The organism is Ruegeria arenilitoris, from assembly GCF_013032445.1.
GTDB lineage: Bacteria > Pseudomonadota > Alphaproteobacteria > Rhodobacterales > Rhodobacteraceae > Ruegeria > Ruegeria arenilitoris_F.
Genome location: NZ_WQCA01000009.1, coordinates 234,079 through 250,940, shown reverse-complemented (window position 1 = coordinate 250,940; position 16,862 = coordinate 234,079). Strand labels below are relative to the sequence as shown.

Sequence of the window (16,862 nt, the reverse complement as noted above, 5' to 3'; positions counted from 1 at the left end):
GGACGATAGGTTACGCCGTGATCTCCAATCCCGCCTGCTTGCAGACATCGACGATGTGGTCGTAGCCCATCTTGGAGTATTCGAAGGGCGGCGCCTTGGCCGGGTCCTGTTCAGCCTCGACCACGATCCAACCCTCGTAATCCATCGCCTTGAGCGCATTTGCGACTGCCTGGAAATCGATGCAGCCATCGCTGGGCACGGTAAATGCTCCGGCGATCACCGCATCCAGAAAGCTGCGATTGTTCTCGCGCGTGTCCTGCACCATGGGCGGGCGGATATCCTTGAAATGCACGTGATGCACCCGGTCACCCCAGCGGTTCAGTGTCGCCATCACGTCACCTCCGCCGAACAACAGGTGGCCGGTGTCGAAACACAGCTTCACCTCGGGGCCCGCCCCCTCCATCAGCCAGTTCACGTCATCCTCGCTTTCGATGATCGTGCCCATGTGGTGGTGATAGGCCATTGGCATACCCTGATCGGCCATCCATTTCGCCAGCTCGGTCAGCCTGGCCGCATAGGCCAGAACCTCATCCTTGGACAGCTGCGGACGGCCATTGACCGGCGTTCCGATCTGACCCTGCACAGTGTTGGAACACTCGGCATAAACGATACTGGGGCTGTTCAGCGCCACAAACTGTTCGACCTGCTCGCGTACAGCCTCACGTTCTGTGGCAAAGTCATTGACCAGCGTGTTACCCGAGCACCAGCCGCCACACAGCGCAATATCGTTGCCGTCCAAATAGGCGCGCAGCCCTTCGGTGTCGCTGGGCATCCGCTGGCCGCGCTCGACGCCGGTATAGCCGATCTCGCGCGCCTCTTTCAGCGCCTGCTCCATGGTATAGGCCGCCGTCAAATCCGGTAGGTCGTCATTCTGCCAGGCGATGGGCGAGATGCCGATTTTCACGCTCATTTGGTGTTTCTTTCCTTCAGTGCGACTTCATAGGCCGCGCGTTTTTCATTCACTTCGGGGCGGACGCTGACCTCGGGCACGGCCACTTCCCACCACGTGCCGCCGTATTCGGTCGACGGATAGGGATCGGTGTCAATGACCACCACGTAAGGGCCCTTGATGTCGCCGCGCTTGGCCAGCGCATCTTCAAGCTCGGCAATCGAGCTGACCTTGACTGAAGTCGCCCCCATCGCTGCCGCATGGGCGGCAAAGTCGATATTCGACGCAGTTTCGTGCACGGTATGATCCAGCAGGTTGTTAAACTCGGCTCCGCCGGTGCCCATCTGCAGGCGGTTGATGCAGCCAAAGCCGCGGTTGTCGGTGATTACAACTGTGAAGGACACGCCCATCATCGCCGCTGTGGCCATCTCCGAGTTTGCCATCATATAGGTTCCGTCGCCGGTAAAGCAGATCACATCGCGATCCGGCTGGGCCATCTTGATGCCCATTGCGCCCGCGATCTCGTAGCCCATGCAGCTAAAGCCGTATTCCATGTGATAGGCCCCGGGACGCGGCGCTTTCCACAGCTTGTGCAGCTCACCCGGCATGGTGCCCGCAGCACACATCACAACCGTATCGTCATGCGAAGCGCGCTGCACCGCGCCTACCACCTGCATGTCGGTGGGCAGCGCGTTGCCGTCACCCGGCGCGTCGGTCAGCGTGTCCACCTTGCCGAACCAGTCGGCTTTCAGCGTGTCGGCCACCGGATCGGCACGGTACCCTTGGAGGGCGACGCCCAACTCCTCAAGCCCGACGCGAGCGTCGGATTGCAGCGGCATGGCACCGTGTTTCTCGGCGTCATAGGCGGCAGTGTTCAGGCTGATCATCTCGCGTTCAGGGTTCGAGAACAGACCCCACGAACCGGTGGTGAAGTCCTGAAAGCGTGTGCCGACACCCAGAACCAGATCAGCCTCGGCGCAGATATCGTTGGCGGGCTCACCGCCGGTCACGCCGATGGGGCCAAGGTTCAGCGGGTGATCCCAAGCCAGCGCGGACTTGCCGGCCTGCGTCTCGGTGATCGGAATGTTGTGCGTTTCGACAAAGCTCTGCAGTGCATCAGTTGCGCCCGAGTAGTGCACCCCGCCCCCGGCGACGATGACCGGGCGTTTGGCCGCCTTGATGGCGGCCACCGCGCGGGCCAGTTCGCCCTCATCAGGGCGGATGCGGCGCTGATACCAGACGCGCGGCTCAAAGAAGCTTTCGGGATAGTCATAAGCCTCGGCCTGTACATCCTGACAGAAGGCCAGCGTTACCGGTCCGCAATCGGCCGGGTCGGTCATCGTGCGGAAGGCACGCGGCAATGCAGTCAGCAGGTGTTCGGGCCGGGAAATGCGGTCGAAATAGCGGCTGACGGGTTTGAAACAGTCATTGGCGCTGAGCGTGCCGTCACCGAAACTTTCGATCTGTTGCAACACCGGGTCGGGGCCGCGGGTTGCGAACACATCACCCGGCAGGATCAAAACCGGCAGGCGGTTCACATGCGCCAGTGCCGCTGCCGTGACCATGTTCGTGGCCCCCGGCCCGATGGAGGACGTGACCGCCAGGGTCCGCGTCCGACGCATCTGTTTGGCATACGCGATCGCACAATGCGCCATGGTCTGTTCGTTGTGACCGCGATAGGTGGGCAGGCTGTCTTTGACGGCGTGCAACGCCTCACCCAGCCCGGCCACGTTGCCGTGGCCAAAAATGGCCCAGACCCCTGCAATGAACGGCTCTCCGGCCTCGTTCATCTGCGCGCCCAGATAGCGCACCAAAGCTTGCGCTGCGGTCAGTCGGACTGTTTTGCCCATTGTGATCCCTTTCAACACAAGGCCGATTTGGCCAATCCTGTCATTTTGTAAGGTTGGGCCACCCGGACCCGAAAAGAGGGGAACGGTGTTAGACCGTTCCACCCAGCGAGCCTTCCAGCTCGGCCATTTCCTGACCGCCGGCCATGAGGTCCTGCAGTTCTTCGGGCGTGATATCTCCGCGTTTCGCCGTACCCAGAGTCTTGCCTCGGTTTAGCACGGTAAACCGGTCACCCACCGCCAGCGCGTGCCGCACGTTGTGGCTGATGAAGACAACGCCCACGCCCTGACTGCGCACTCGGTCAATGGTCGCCAGAACATTTGACGTTTGGCGCACACCCAGAGCCGAAGTCGGTTCGTCGAGGATCAGGATTTTGGCACCGAAATACACCGCACGCGCAATCGCAACGGTCTGCCGCTCGCCACCGGAAAGCGTACCGACTGCCTGATCCGGCCCGCGCAGATTGATGCCCATCTTGCGCATCTCTTCCATGCAGACCTCATTGGCCTGTTCCACATCGAACCGCTTGAGCAACCCTTTTCCTTTGGTCGGCTCGCGCCCCATGAAGAAGTTCCGCGTCACGCTCATCAGCGGGATCATTGCAAGGTCCTGAAACACGGTCGCAATGCCCGCCTCCATCGCATCGCGCGGGGTGTCGAAATGCAGTGGTTTGCCTTCGAAATAGATTTCGCCCTTAGTGGGTTTATGCACCCCGGACATGGTCTTGATGAAGGTTGACTTGCCCGCACCGTTATCACCCAGCAGACAGTGGCACTCGCCCGGTTTGACGTCAAAGCTGACACCGGCCAGAGCGATAATGTTGCCAAAGTGCTTTTCGATGTTCTTCATTTCCACGATAGGAGCCGCGTCGGTCGCATCGCCGTGGTGGAACTTGGTATCCTCGGTCATATCAGCGCTCCCCGGTTACGCGTTTACGGATCGCGTTGTTGAACAGAACCGCGATCAGCAGCATGGCGCCCAGAAAGACCTGGAACCAATCCTGATCGAAGTCGGTATAGGTCAGACCGATGACAACCATGCCAAAGATGATCGAGCCGAAGAACGCCCCGATAGCCGAGCCATAACCGCCAGTCAGCAGACAGCCCCCGATCACGGCCGCGATGATCGCCTCGAATTCCTTTTGGAAGCCGCGGCGGGCATCGGTCGAACCGGCATCCATAACGGTGATAATCGCCACCAGCGCGGCGCAACAAGCCGTCAGCATGAACAGCGAAACCTTGACGCGGTTCACCGGCACACCCGAGTTGGACGCAGCAGTCTTGTCGCCGCCCGACGCGAAAATCCAGTTCCCCGCCGGGGTGCGCAGCAACACATAGGTCGCAGCCAGCGCCATCACGATGAACCACAAAATTTCAACCGGGATACCCGGCACTTTTGGGGCGCCGCTTTTGAACGTATCGATCACGCCCTTTTCGGCCAGCCAGGCGAAAAGGCTGCCAAAGGCCTCGCCCGAAAAGAACGGGGCCAGCCAGTCATTTTCGGTTGCATCACGCACGCCGCGCAATTGGGTCGATCCCCCGGTCGCCATTTTCAGCCCGACCAGAGACAGCCCCCGCAGGATGAACAGAAAGGCCAGCGTCACGATAAAGGACGGCAGGCCTGAACGGATCACGATATTACCGTTGATCGCACCGACCATGGCCGCAAAAACAAAGGTCATCGGGATCGCGGCAATCAGTGGTAATTGCCAGGTGACCACGCAGACGCCGAAGAACAGGCCGGAAAATGCGACCATCGATCCAATCGAAAGGTCGAACTCTCCGCCGATCATCAACAGCGCGGCGCCGATGGCCAGAATACCCAACTGAGCCGCAGGCGTCATGAAGTTCATGACCCCGGCCAGAGTGAACATCGAGCTGTCCGCGGTGATCGCGAAGAAGATGAACACCAGAACGACACCGGCCATGGCACCAAGTTCGGGGCGTTTCATTAACTTGGTCAGAAACGGTTCGCTTTTGACCCTTTCGTCGGCTGCGACAGGCGCTGACTGGCTCATGTTTTTCTCCCTATTCGGTTGAAACGGCGCGCTGGGCGCCGCTTCTATTGTCAGAGTCCGGTAGGCTTAGCGGATGCCTTGCGACGAAAGATCGATCACTTGACCGGCCTTTTCAGCGGTCACCAGGTTCGGACCCGAGGGAACGTCGCCGCCCGGCATCAGACCGTACTTGGCGTGCAGCCCCATGAAGTTCACCGCCAGATAGCCCTGCAGATACTGCTGCTGGTCGATGGCAAAGGCCGCGTCGCCGTCAACAACCGATTGCAGAAAGTTGGCAGACAGGTCGAAGGAGGCAACATTTACGTCCCGACCCGAGGCTTTGACGGCTGCAACGGCGGGCTCACCCGCTGAGCTGGCACCCAAAGCCATGACGGTATCGACACTCTCATCCGATGCCAAAGCAGCTGCCACTTTTGATTCAATCTCGGACGGGTCATTCGAGGTCGGCAAGACGGTCACGTTACCGCCAAAGCCTTCGGTGAACCCTTCACAGCGCAGGTCCAGCGACACGTTGCCTACTTCGTGGTTTACACAGATCGCGTTGCTACCGCCCATGGATGCCAACGCTTCGCCAGCGGCCTTGCCGGCGTCGTATTCATCCTGACCGACATGCAGCAAGGCACCCAGTTCTTTGGCAACTTCGGCCCCCGAATTGATCGAGATCACCGGGATACCGGCCGCAACCGCGCGTTCGATTGACGGGCCAAGCGCGTCCGCGTCGGGGATCGAAACGATCAGCCCGTCCGGCTCTTGGTTGACGGCGGCGTCGATCAGCTGCGACATGGCCACCATGTCAAAGGTTTCCGGCGCGCGGTATTCCACGTTGACGCCAACATCCTTGCCCGCCTGTTCAACACCGTTCTTGACGACGTTCCAGAACGCGTCATTTGCCTGGCCATGCGAAACAACCACAATTTCCTGCGCGAATGCAGGTGTGGCCAAGGCCAGCGCGCCAGCGGCAAGTGCACCTTTCACGAACTTATTCATTTGGTCTCCTCCCATTAGAATAGTTTGTCTTTATTGCCGGGGCTCCAGCCCCAATCATCCGGATTCACCGAATCTCCGCCGCTCCGGGAATCTGGCGGAGCTTTGCCCAGTTTCCGGATATCGGCTCATTTTGCAACCGGTTTCAAAACGTCAGCCATTGCGACCGGTTGCCCGGATTGAGCCGAGCGGGTCGCGGCTTCGGCCATCGCCAGCGCTGCAACGCCATCCTCCAGTGTCACTGGCATCGTCGAGCCACTCAGCACGGCCTGAACAAACGCATCCCATTCCGCGCGATAGGCGGGCATGTAGCGTTCCAGAAAGAAATATGTCGGCTTGGCGCCGGTAACGCCATCGGCCGTCGATTTAACCACGGCGTTTTCAAGAATGTTATGGGCCTGCAGCAACCCGCCCGAGCCCAGCATCTCGATCCGCTGGTCATAGCCGTAGACCGCCCGGCGTGAGTTCTTGATCACCACGATTTTGCCATCCGCATAAGTCATTGTGACCACGGCAGTATCCACATCCCCTTCGCGCCCGATCTCGGGGTCGACGATCGAGGTGCCAACGGCGGTAATGCGTTCCGGCAACTGGCCCATCAGATAGTTCGCCATGTCGAAATCATGGATCATCATGTCCCGGAACAGACCACCCGAGACCTTGATATAGCTTATTGGCGGCGGGGCCGGATCGAAAGAGGTGATCGACAGCATCTCGGTCGTGCCAATCTCACCCTGATCGGAGGCCGCTTTCAGGGTCGAGAAGCTGGGGTCAAACCGGCGGTTGAACCCGACCATTACCGGCTGGCCAGTTTCCGCCGCAACCATCTGGCACGCCAGCGCCCGTTCAAGGCTCAGGTCAACGGGTTTTTCACACAGAACTGCCTTACCGGCCTGCGTGGCGGCTTCGATCAGGTCAGAATGGGTATCCGTCGGCGTCGCGATCAGCACCGCATCGATTGACGGGTCGGCAATGACATCCGAAGACTCGCGGGCTGTTGCCCCCTGTTCCGCAGCAACGCTTTCAGCCGCCTCGGAAATCGCATCGGAAACCGCGCAAAGCTGACTTTGAGGATGCGCGGCAATGGCCTGTGCGTGTACCCGACCAATGCGCCCGGCGCCAAGCAGTCCGATTCTCAGCATACGGTTCTCCCGAATCTCCAACTTGGCGATACAATGTTTCCTTTTGCAACCGGTTGCAATATTTTTTTCAACACAATAGGGCACGACGTAAAATCTTGCGGTTCAGCGGAATTTGTTGGGCTTGAAATGATGACTGGCGATCCCGGAAGGACTCGAACCCTCAACCTGCAAATTAGAAGTCAGCTGCTCAAATAACACCCAAAATTACTCTACCTAAATCTGCTCATTAGGAAGAGATCAAAATTGCTCCGCTCGAACAGTCCTGCTTAATGCCACGAAAGAGATAAGCAGGCTGGGTCACGCGGAGCCCTCAAATAGCTCAAGCTTGGCCCAGCCTGCGGGGGCCCAATTGATCCCCTACCCAATCAACCAATACATTGATGCAGCTCCTCAAAGCGGACATTTAGGCTCCCGCGCAGTACTGGAGGTGCTCAACGTCGGTTCGGCCGCACCAAGCCGTCATTGGAAAAACTGCGTCTTCTACGAGAAGACCCGCTGCTACGGCGCGCGCTTTTCATTCAACCAAGTGTTCACAAGAGAGCCCCACGAAATTTCGAGAACAAAACCCGTTGGGCAGAAATCCGGGCAGTCATGGTACAACTGCCCGGAATCGAGCTTACTCAGCCGGGGCTGTCAGTTTCTGGCGTAGGCTGTCGCGGTAAAGGGCCTTGGCGAGAGCCACGCACATCAGCCCCATGACCATCGTGAACGGCAGTGCGCCGATGATCATCGCGTTCCGCAAGGCATCCATTGGGTTGTTCTCGCCTGCCGCCAAAATCAGAGCGCCAATCACCGCCGTCAGGATCAGACCCCAGATGATCTTGTGTTTGTTGCCAATGTTCTGATCGCCACCTGACATGATGGTGTTCATCACCAGAATGCCCGAGTCAGCCGATGTGACCAGGAATGTCATGATCAGGACAACACACATCACTGTTATACCCGACAGCAACCCACCCGAGATCATTTCTTGCAGGGTGACGAACAGCTTGGCGGTGTTCGACGCACCGATGATGGCACCCTCGGCCGTGCCGTTCAGTTCAAGGTCGATCGCGGTGCCCCCCAGAATGGTCATCCATGCAAAGCAGACCAGTGCTGGTGCGAATACACAGCCAACGATGAACTCACGAACCGAACGCCCTTTGGAAATCCGCGCCAGGAACAGGCCCACGAAGGGCGAGAACGCGATCCACCAGGCCCAGTAGAACGTGGTCCAACCTGCCTGCCAACCAAATTGACGACCCGGGTCACCAGCGGCATAGACCGAAGCGAGAACGGATTCGGGCAAGGCTGCGACGTCGCCTTCAAGCCCTGATTTGAACCCGTCAAACGAACCCCAGGGGTTGGTCGCACCGCTGTATAGGGCATCGGCAAATGGGGCAGCTTCGCTTGGCAACGCTGCCTCAAATGCCGCCGCTGATTGCGGGTTGAACGCGCCAAAACTGAGCGAGATGAAATGCTGGATGTAGTCGATGAACGCTGTTGCATAGGTGGTCATCGCAAACAGGAACGAACCGAATACGACAAAGACCAGCAGCAGGATCAGAGAAAGCACCAGATTCAGGTTCGACAGGTACTTAACACCACGTCCAACGCCTGAAACAGCCGAAATGATCGACAGGCCCATGATGACGATCAGACCCGCCAACAGACCAACTGTACTTGGGGTCGGAACTTCTCCGTTCACATCCATGATCCATCCCATGCCGGTAATTGCATAAAGCCCGTCGATGAACTGCGAAACGCCAAAACCGATCGTTACCGAGACGCCTAGGATTGTTGCAACAACACCCAGAACGTCTACGACGTGGCCAAGAAAACCGTTCATCAACTTGCCAAACAACGGTGTCAGCGCAGTGCGGATCGTCAAGGGCATGTTGCGCGTGTAGGCATAGTAGGCCAGCGACAAGCCAGTCACGACATAAATCGCCCAGGCATGAAACCCGTAGTGCAGGAAGGTATACCGATACCCGGACTGCAGTGCCTCTTCGGTATTACCAACAACCTGCTCGGCGATCACAACCGGATTTGAACCCCAAAGGCCCAGAGGTTCGGCGGTGGCAAATACCATCAGACCGACACCCAGACCGGCACCGAACATCATAGAAAACCACGAGAAATCCGAAAATTCAGGTTTTTCACCTTCCGGCCCCATGAGACGTTTACCAGTTTGCGGCAGCGCAGCCACGACAAACAGGAAAAAGGCAAAGAAGCCGACGATGATGATATAGAAGGCGTTGAAGTCTTCCAGTAGGCGCGAGTTCAGGCTTCCCAGAACTCCATTTGCGTTTGCAGGCCAGACCAGTGCCCAGATGACCAGCGCAACCATGATCGACTTGCTGAGCAAAGCAATTTCGACGCTGTGACCTTCATAGAAGCCGCCCGAAGATCGCTTGATCTCCAGATCGGTAAATGGATCCTTCATTGACATGTGTTTCCTCCCTGTTCGCACGTGTCCTGAGTTCCAGAAAATTATTTGCAGGTGTCCCGAAACTTCACCATTTGGGCCCTATTTGAGCAGGGCCTCAATTTTCTCCAGCGTTGCCACGTTGACGGCTACACCTTCAGAATTTGCCGCCAAACGCTTCGCCCGGCGACCATCGCCAGGCAAATGTGCGCCGTCCTGATATCGGATCGCTTCAACAAGATCGGCAATTCTGGTCGAAAAAGCGTCATCTGCGGTTGCAGATACGTCAATCGCGATAAAGAACTGGCCCGTCTTAGGAGGGCCTCCAGCCGTTCCCGAAAAAGGTGAGGCGTGAATTCCAAGCGTGGCGCCGGTTAGCGCCGCGGCCAAAACCTCGGTCAGCAAGGCCACGCCGACGCCTTTATAGCCCCCCGAAGGGGCCATCGATCCCTTGAGCCCGACATTCGGGTCGGTGGTGGGGTTACCATCGGGGTCCAGCGCCCAGCCAACCGGGATCGACTTGCCTTCCCGGGCATGTTTCATGACTTCGCTTTTTGCGATGGTGCTGGCACTCTGGTCGATCAGCAGTGCGGATTGCCCATCGGTGCCCGGAGCAGCGATCGAGAACGGATTGGTCCCAACTACCGGCTTAGAGCCTCCCGAAGGTGCAATTGAAGCCGGAGCGTTGGTGAAGCCCAGACCGACCAACCCGGCCTGCGCCAGCCGGTGAGTGTGATACCCCAGAACACCGCAATTATAACTGTTGCGGATCGCCAGCGCGGCAATCCCCTGCGTACGGGCAGCCGGGATCAGCGCTTTGAACCCGGCCTCGATGGCTGCATGCGCAAACCCGGTGGCAGCATCGACAGTGATAACACCGGGGCGTGGCTCCCACAGAACCGGTCGGGCTTGCCCATCGACCTTGCCGCATTGAACGTGCTCACAGTAGATCGGGATATAGGCCAGGCCATGACTGGCAACCCCGTCTGCCTCGGTCGCTGAGGTTGCGACCGCCAGAGGCCGCGCGTTTTCCTCGCTTGTGCCCGCAGCGACCAGTGCCCGGAAAGACAGCTCTTCTATTTCAGCAAGTGACAGGGTGCGGGTTTGGATCATGGCGGTCTCTTTTCAGTCGTTGTCGGAAAGCCCGGCACCAGCGCCGAGTAAACGGGATTCTTCCGTTGCCGGGGCGTAGGTGCGGTGTGCAAAGCGGTTAAGGATGTTCCATGCCGCCGGATCGGGCATCGCGCGGGTCTTTTGCGCGCGCGGGTTGGTCAAGGTGTCACCCAGTGCAACCTCGATTACGCTTCCGTGGGCGGGGCACTCGTTTTTCAGTACCAGTTGCGTCCCGTCAGTCGCTGCTAAGAAATCGCCCGCCATGACAGTAACAATTGCGGATTGGCGACGCGCGGCTTGGGCCGCAAATGGCAGCAAGACAGCAGGCGTGGCCAAATTTCTGATCCGGTTCGGCCCGGATTGCAGCAAATTTGAGCAATCCGACAGCAACGCCCCGGTCATCAGCGGACACAAGTCCATACCCCCAGCCCAGTCGGGTTCCATATGTTTAGGGACGTGTTCATCCAAATTACTGGCAAACCCGCGCTCCAAAACGCGTGCCAATTCGGCCACCCCGTCAAGACCTTGTGCACAGAGCCAGCACGTCGCCTTCCCGGCCTCTTCCGCCACACCCCAGTCATAGCCTGCACCGCGGGTTGCACGTTTGGCGGTGGCTTCGACTTCATTAAGTGAAAAGCTCATTGCGCAAGCTCCGGATAGACCCACAAATCGGCATTGTCCGGACCCAGCTCTTCAGGATATGGCGCACCTGCATACATGCAGATGCGAACCCAGCGGTCTGAGCGCGGATCGAAATGGGTTGCGCCAAAAAACGAGAGTTTGGCGCGTAGCATGTCGATGGGCATCACCTCTGCGCCAATCGTATTGTCCCGGATTTCACCATATGGGGCGACGTGGCTCATCTGCGTGCGGCGCACCGTGTGGCGATGTTCCGGGTGGCGCAGCAGAAACTCTGCGACCGGGGCTTCGCCCGACCAGTTGTCCAGAGCGTCAAACGCACGCGCCGCATCGCGCGCCGGCGCAAGAGGTTGTTCATAGTCCGCGATAGGTTCGTCGAACCGTTCCCCCAGGCGGGGTTCAAGCTTTTCTTCGGAAACATACCAAGCGCGCGCGCAATGTTCAGCGGCGTACCAATCCAGATCAAGCGCCCAGCCAAAGTTCGTGCGGATCAGCTCGCGCACCTGATTGACCGGCATTGCACCGTCGATTGCAAAGGCCGCGCTGTTGCCATCCGCCATACAACTGCTCAACCCGTCCACCAACTCGCCATATGGCTCAAGGATCAGAGAGGCCAGCAACTCTTGCCCTTCTTCGCTAAGAGCGGTCTGAGACCACAGGATTAGTTGATCCCAGGGTTGGTTTTTCGTCAGATCTGTCTGATCGAGATACGCGGCAATCGTGTTCAGATCGGCGCTCAGGGCGACAAGCTTTTCGATCTGGATTGGGTGCTCGGACTGCCACCAAGTGATCGACAATTTGCTGCGTTCAAAAATCTCGCGGAACATGGCCTTTTCGGCGTCCGTTGCGGTCTCAACGGACCGAACGCGCGCGATGGCTTCTTCGCGTGCCATAATCCAATTGTTGAACAGGATCGGATGATTGACGATGAAGGGTGCCATGCCCAACCCGGTCGAGTTGCCGATCCCCAGCCAGCGGGCGATATTCGGGTCAAGCTGCGCAGTCTGTTCACCGCCCTTGGCCTTTGCCATGTGCTGCACCAGATCACGTACGAATATCCGGGTCAGATAGACCGAGAGCATCTCGGCCTGAAACGGGCCGCTGACCTCGGGCCGGTCGGCGATCTTTTCCCGGTCCGCCGCGCCGAACTTGCCCGATCCGTAAACCGCAGTGGTGCGCATCAGGTACCCAACCTTGTGGATCTGCGCGAGGTCCGGCTGCTGACCCGCAGCCAGCCGGTCTACTACATGGGCCCACAACCGAACCGAGCGGTTGGCACGCGACAGCGACAACTCGCTTTCGCTGACCCGACCGGCCTCTTGCAGCGGTACATTCCGCGACAGACGTTGAATATCGTCCTTGCTGGGAACACCGTCGAACAAGGCGAAGGTGGCATCCCAGGCCTCGGCTATCACACGATCCGAACGTTGCTCGGGCGGCAGGTCATGGGCGAAGGCGACCAGTGAATAGGTGCGATCGGGTCCTTGCGCGGAATATACCGCGTGGCCCACACCGTTAGTGTCAATATCAAAAACGGGCCGGGAAAAGACCCATTTCTCAGCCGCCATACGTCGGGTGAGCTGGCGCATGAAGCTGAGCCGACATTGATGAAAAGACCCAAGACGCGAAAGGCGCATCACCTGGGCAGGCTCACGACGTTCAACATTTTGGGGCGTGGTGGTCATGGCTGTTGCGATCCAAAGTTTTCGGCGAAGAAACGATACCAGTTGCCACCCATGATACCCGCCACCTCTTCGGCGTTCATGCCAACGGCGCGAAGCCCGTCTTTGATGTTGCCAAAGTCGCGATTGTCGCGGAACCAGTGCGGCATCGGAGGGAAGCCGGGCGCCGATGCCGAGCCTTCGCCATAGTCAATCTCTTTCGTCCAGCGCCCAACCCGCATCCATTCTACCACGCTGTCGGATTGATCCTGACACAGGTCCGTACCGATCCCCAGGTGCTTTACCCCATATTTGTCGGCCGTGCGGGCGATCATCTCGCAGAAACTTTCCAGCGTGCAGTCAGATTTGCCCTTCAGGTGATGCGGATAGACCGAAAAGCCGAACATCCCGCCGTTTTGTGTCACCGCGCGTATCACGTCTTTGCGCTTGTTGCGCAGTGCTGGAGACCATTCGTGCGGGTTAGCGTGCGTGATGGCGATAGGACGTTCGGAAATATCAGCCGCCTCGATGGTCGAGCGGTCTGCCGAGTGGCTCATGTCGACCACAAGTCCGACGCGGTTCATTTCCTTGATGACCTGTTTGCCCATGCGGGTGATGCCGGTGTCTTCAGCCTCGTAACAGCCGGTCGCCAGCAGGGACTGGTTGTTGTACGTCAGCTGCATGAACCGTGCACCCAGATCGTGTAGAATTTCGACCAGACCGATATCGTCTTCTATCGGAGACGGGTTCTGGAACCCGAAGAATACAGCCGTCCGGCCCGTTTCCTTTGCTAAATCAATGTCGCTGGCCCAGCGGCCTTTCATGATCAGGTCCGGATATTGCTCGAACCAGCGATTCCATTTCTCAAAGTTCAGAACAGTTTCGCGGAAATTTTCATGATAGGCGATGGTGACGTGGATCGCGTCCACGCCGCCTTCGCGCAGTTGCCGGAAAATCTTTTCCGACCAATTGGCATATTGCAGGCCATCGATCAGCATCAGACAGGGCCTGCGCTGATATAGGCGGTTTTGACGGTGGTGTAGAACTCGGCAGCAGCCTTGCCCTGCTCACGCGGGCCATAGGAACTGTCACCACGACCACCGAAGGGTACGTGATAGTCGGTGCCTGCAGTCGGTAGGTTTACAGTGACAACACCTGTGCGCGCATTGCGGCGGAAATGGGTGGCGCGGGCCAGCGACTTGGTCACAATGCCCGAGGTCAGACCAAAGTTGGTGTCATTGACCACGCTCAGCGCCTCGTCATAGCTGCTGACCTTAATGACGCTGGTCAGGGGCGCAAACATTTCCTCGCGGTTGATGCCCATATCGTTGGTGGTGTTCAGGAACACGCCGGGAGACATGTAGAACCCGTCATGTGGCATCTCAAGCCGCTGGCCGCCACAGGCAAGCTCTGCACCTTCGGATTTGCCCTGACCGACATAAGCGAGGTTCTCAGACAGTTGCTGCTGGCTGACGACGGGTCCCATCTGGGTGCCGTTTTCCAATGCATGACCCACTTTCATCGCCTGCGCACCCGCGACCAGCTTCTCGACAAAGGCGTCGTGGATACCCTCATGCACCACAAGGCGCGACGAGGCCGTGCATTTCTGGCCCGTACCGCCAAAGGCTCCACCCAGTGCCAAGGTGACCGCCAGATCCAGATCGGCGTCATCCATGACGGCCAGAGCGTTCTTTGAGCCCATTTCCATCTGTACCTTGGTCAGGTTCTGAATGGCGGCAGCGGCGATACCTTTGCCTACTGGAACGGAGCCGGTGAAGGAAATCGCGTTGACCTTTGGGCTTTCGACCAGACGCTGCCCGATTGAACGACCCGAGCCCATCACAAGGCTGAACAGACCCTTGGGAATATCCTGACGTTCGATGATTTCGGTTAGCGCCACAGCAGAGGCAGGCGTGATGTTAGCAGGCTTCCACACAACCGCGTTGCCATAACATAGCGCAGGCGCAATCTTCCACGAGGCGGTCGCAGTAGGGAAGTTCCATGGACTGATGATCGCGACAACGCCAACCGCCTCACGTCGCACGTCGATCTCGATGTCAGGGCGCACGGAATCGGCGTTCTCACCGATTTGGCGCAAGCATTCAGCGGCATAGTAGGTAAAGAACTGACCGGCGCGGAAAACCTCACCCTTGCCTTCTGCCAGCGGTTTGCCCTCTTCGCGACTGAGCAATGTGCCCAATTCCTCGGCGCGCGCCATCAGCTCATTACCGATGTTCATGAGCACGGCTTGTTTACGCTCCAGCCCATAGGATGCCCATTCGGCCTGTGCGATGCGGGCCTGATCCAGCGTTGCGTCCAGCTGATCGGCACTGGCTTGGGCAAACATGCCCACCAGATCGCTCAAATCCGACGGGTTGCGGTTTTCAATCTCGCTTTCACCAGCCAGCCACTCGCCTGCAATCAAGTTCAATTTGGTCACTTTGGATCCCACCAACAGAGTTTCGGGTTACAGAAGGATGGATTTTTTTAAACGCATCAGTCAAATTCAAATAAATTGACTGAACTTCAGAGGAATTGAAGCATAGCAATCAAGATCGAAATGCTGCGCTGTTTCTGCATCGTCGCGCAAACCGGAAACCTTGCGGAAGCGGCAGAACGGCTTGGCCGTACACAATCTGCTGTTTCAATGTCACTGAAGCAGCTGGAACAGCACATTGGAAAGCCGCTGTTCGAAGGCGAGCGCAAGAATCAGCTAACGGTGCTGGGAGAGGAAGTGTTTAAACTGGCACTGAAACAGGTCCGCCAGTTCGAACACACCATAAGTAGCATCGGAGAGGCCGCAAAGACCGAGCACGGCCTGATCCGGATCGTATCGGTTCCGTCAGTTGGCGCGCTGATTTTTCCGGCCGTCCTTGATCACTTGGCAAACCGGTATCCACGCTTGAAAGTCGAAATACGCGATACAGACACGCAACACGTTCTGGATGCGCTTGCTGAAGGCGAGGCAGATATTGGGATCGCGTCCGGTCACCATCCGATCAACGGCGTCGAAGCGATCCCTCTGTTTGAGGATCGGTTTGGATTGGTATGTGCGGCGGATCATCCTCTCATCACTCAGATTGCCCCTCCGACAATTGAAGACGTAGTTGCTGCGCCGTTCGTGCGAAACGCACTGAGCGACAAAATCCAATCCCAAGCCTTCGTGACCGCAATGGAGGGCGCGGCGATAACACTCCACAACACCCACACGCTTATTGCTTTGGTCAAAACCGGAAAATGGGTCACGATACTGCCCCAAACCGTTTCGCGGTTTATGCCGGAAACCACAGCGTTTCGCTCCGTGTCGGACCTGCCGGACAAAAGGCAGGTCTATCTATATGTCCGAAACAGAACACGATTTCGGGAACAGACCGATGCGTGCAGGTCATTCATTTTGGAATGTACAGATGATTGGCGAATGGATTAGCTGTTGTCTTTTTTGGTTCTGTCGCAATCTCTAAAGTCTGACTTTTTGAAACGAAGCACTCGTGTTACTGGCATCGCAGATGGCAGGGTAATTGTCTGCTTTGTGAGATCGCGACCTTGTTAATTGCTCCTGCAGCGAAAGACTGCTTTCCGCCCACACTCCCCAGTGTCTGTCGTCAGGGAACTTGGGACAGATGGCCGCCCGGCATCAGTGGCACCCCAGCTTTTAGCGGTTCATGACTCGGCATTTTGGACAGTGTCTTGCTCTGCTTCGACGTCTATGTAGTTTCATTATTCTGACCAATGCTACCACGCATGAACAAAATAATATCGAAAACTCTGAAAGAACCTTGGCTACGACGAACGAAGCCCTGATAGAGCTTGGCAAAAGCTTCGCGGATTTTATCCTAGAAACGCCGCTTGATACTCAAGGGCAAGAAAAGCGCCGCGAAGCGTGGCGCCAGGCGAATGCGTCTGTTCGACTCTCCGGTGTAAAGATCAGCGATGAGTTTTTGGCTGTTCAAGAACGACACATCACCGGCGAGATCAGCGATAAAGATGTGAAGCAATGGATCGAGAATCTGCTAACTTCGAATGAGACATTGTAATTCGAGAAGAACCGGCGGCAAATTCGAGAGAACCTTTTTCATGACACGGAAAGATCTCATCATCTGCGATCCCGATATCCGCGGCGAGTTTCCAACGATCAAAGGTACTCGCATTGGGCTCACGAAGC

14 protein-coding genes are annotated in these 16,862 nt (G+C 57.7%); 2 read left to right on the top strand and 12 right to left on the bottom strand.

Annotated features, from left to right (window positions below):
- Positions 1 to 10: 10 nt before the first annotated feature.
- From iolE to GOW98_RS15260, 12 genes are all read right to left on the bottom strand, one after another.
- The gene (gene iolE, locus GOW98_RS15315) at positions 11 to 910 is read right to left on the bottom strand and encodes a myo-inosose-2 dehydratase (RefSeq protein WP_170333577.1); all 900 of its coding nucleotides are present in this window, start codon (positions 908 to 910) and stop codon (positions 11 to 13) included.
- A complete protein-coding gene (iolD, locus tag GOW98_RS15310; protein ID WP_170333575.1) occupies positions 907 to 2,739 on the bottom strand; it encodes a 3D-(3,5/4)-trihydroxycyclohexane-1,2-dione acylhydrolase (decyclizing) in 1,833 nt (610 codons plus the stop codon). Before iolD ends, iolE begins: the two co-directional genes overlap by 4 nt.
- Before the next feature lie 88 nt (positions 2,740 to 2,827).
- On the bottom strand, positions 2,828 to 3,646 hold the full coding sequence (locus tag GOW98_RS15305) for an ATP-binding cassette domain-containing protein (protein ID WP_170333573.1): 819 nt from the start codon (positions 3,644 to 3,646) through the stop codon (positions 2,828 to 2,830).
- A 1-nt stretch (position 3,647) separates the two neighbouring features.
- Complete coding sequence (locus GOW98_RS15300) at positions 3,648 to 4,754, bottom strand: ABC transporter permease (protein ID WP_170333571.1); 1,107 nt, start codon at positions 4,752 to 4,754, stop codon at positions 3,648 to 3,650.
- A gap of 66 nt (positions 4,755 to 4,820) precedes the next feature.
- The gene (locus tag GOW98_RS15295; RefSeq protein ID WP_170333569.1) at positions 4,821 to 5,741 is read right to left on the bottom strand and encodes a sugar ABC transporter substrate-binding protein; all 921 of its coding nucleotides are present in this window, start codon (positions 5,739 to 5,741) and stop codon (positions 4,821 to 4,823) included.
- 125 nt (positions 5,742 to 5,866) lie between these two features.
- Entirely contained in the window at positions 5,867 to 6,880 is a 1,014-nt protein-coding gene (iolG, locus tag GOW98_RS15290; protein WP_170333567.1) for an inositol 2-dehydrogenase, read from the bottom strand.
- A 616-nt stretch (positions 6,881 to 7,496) separates the two neighbouring features.
- The gene (locus GOW98_RS15285) at positions 7,497 to 9,311 is read right to left on the bottom strand and encodes a BCCT family transporter (RefSeq protein ID WP_170333565.1); all 1,815 of its coding nucleotides are present in this window, start codon (positions 9,309 to 9,311) and stop codon (positions 7,497 to 7,499) included.
- Positions 9,312 to 9,389: 78 nt separating this feature from the next.
- The gene (locus tag GOW98_RS15280; protein WP_170333563.1) at positions 9,390 to 10,400 is read right to left on the bottom strand and encodes an Ldh family oxidoreductase; all 1,011 of its coding nucleotides are present in this window, start codon (positions 10,398 to 10,400) and stop codon (positions 9,390 to 9,392) included.
- Between the two features lie 12 nt (positions 10,401 to 10,412).
- On the bottom strand, positions 10,413 to 11,042 hold the full coding sequence (locus tag GOW98_RS15275) for a DUF3726 domain-containing protein (RefSeq protein ID WP_170333560.1): 630 nt from the start codon (positions 11,040 to 11,042) through the stop codon (positions 10,413 to 10,415).
- A complete protein-coding gene (locus tag GOW98_RS15270) occupies positions 11,039 to 12,724 on the bottom strand; it encodes a hypothetical protein (RefSeq protein ID WP_170333558.1) in 1,686 nt (561 codons plus the stop codon). The genes GOW98_RS15275 and GOW98_RS15270 overlap by 4 nt, the downstream gene beginning before the upstream one ends.
- Entirely contained in the window at positions 12,721 to 13,698 is a 978-nt protein-coding gene (locus tag GOW98_RS15265; RefSeq protein WP_170333556.1) for a membrane dipeptidase, read from the bottom strand. Before GOW98_RS15265 ends, GOW98_RS15270 begins: the two co-directional genes overlap by 4 nt.
- Positions 13,698 to 15,140, bottom strand: a complete 1,443-nt coding sequence (locus GOW98_RS15260) for an aldehyde dehydrogenase family protein (protein ID WP_170333554.1) — start codon at positions 15,138 to 15,140, stop codon at positions 13,698 to 13,700. The genes GOW98_RS15265 and GOW98_RS15260 overlap by 1 nt, the downstream gene beginning before the upstream one ends.
- Positions 15,141 to 15,260: 120 nt before the next feature.
- Here GOW98_RS15260 and GOW98_RS15255 point away from each other — a divergent pair, with 120 nt between their 5' ends.
- Both GOW98_RS15255 and GOW98_RS15250 read left to right on the top strand, forming a co-directional pair.
- Entirely contained in the window at positions 15,261 to 16,127 is an 867-nt protein-coding gene (locus GOW98_RS15255) for a LysR family transcriptional regulator (protein WP_217359585.1), read from the top strand.
- 349 nt (positions 16,128 to 16,476) lie between these two features.
- Positions 16,477 to 16,734, top strand: coding sequence for an antitoxin VbhA family protein (locus tag GOW98_RS15250; protein WP_170333552.1), 258 nt, complete (start codon positions 16,477 to 16,479; stop codon positions 16,732 to 16,734).
- Positions 16,735 to 16,862: the final 128 nt, after the last annotated feature.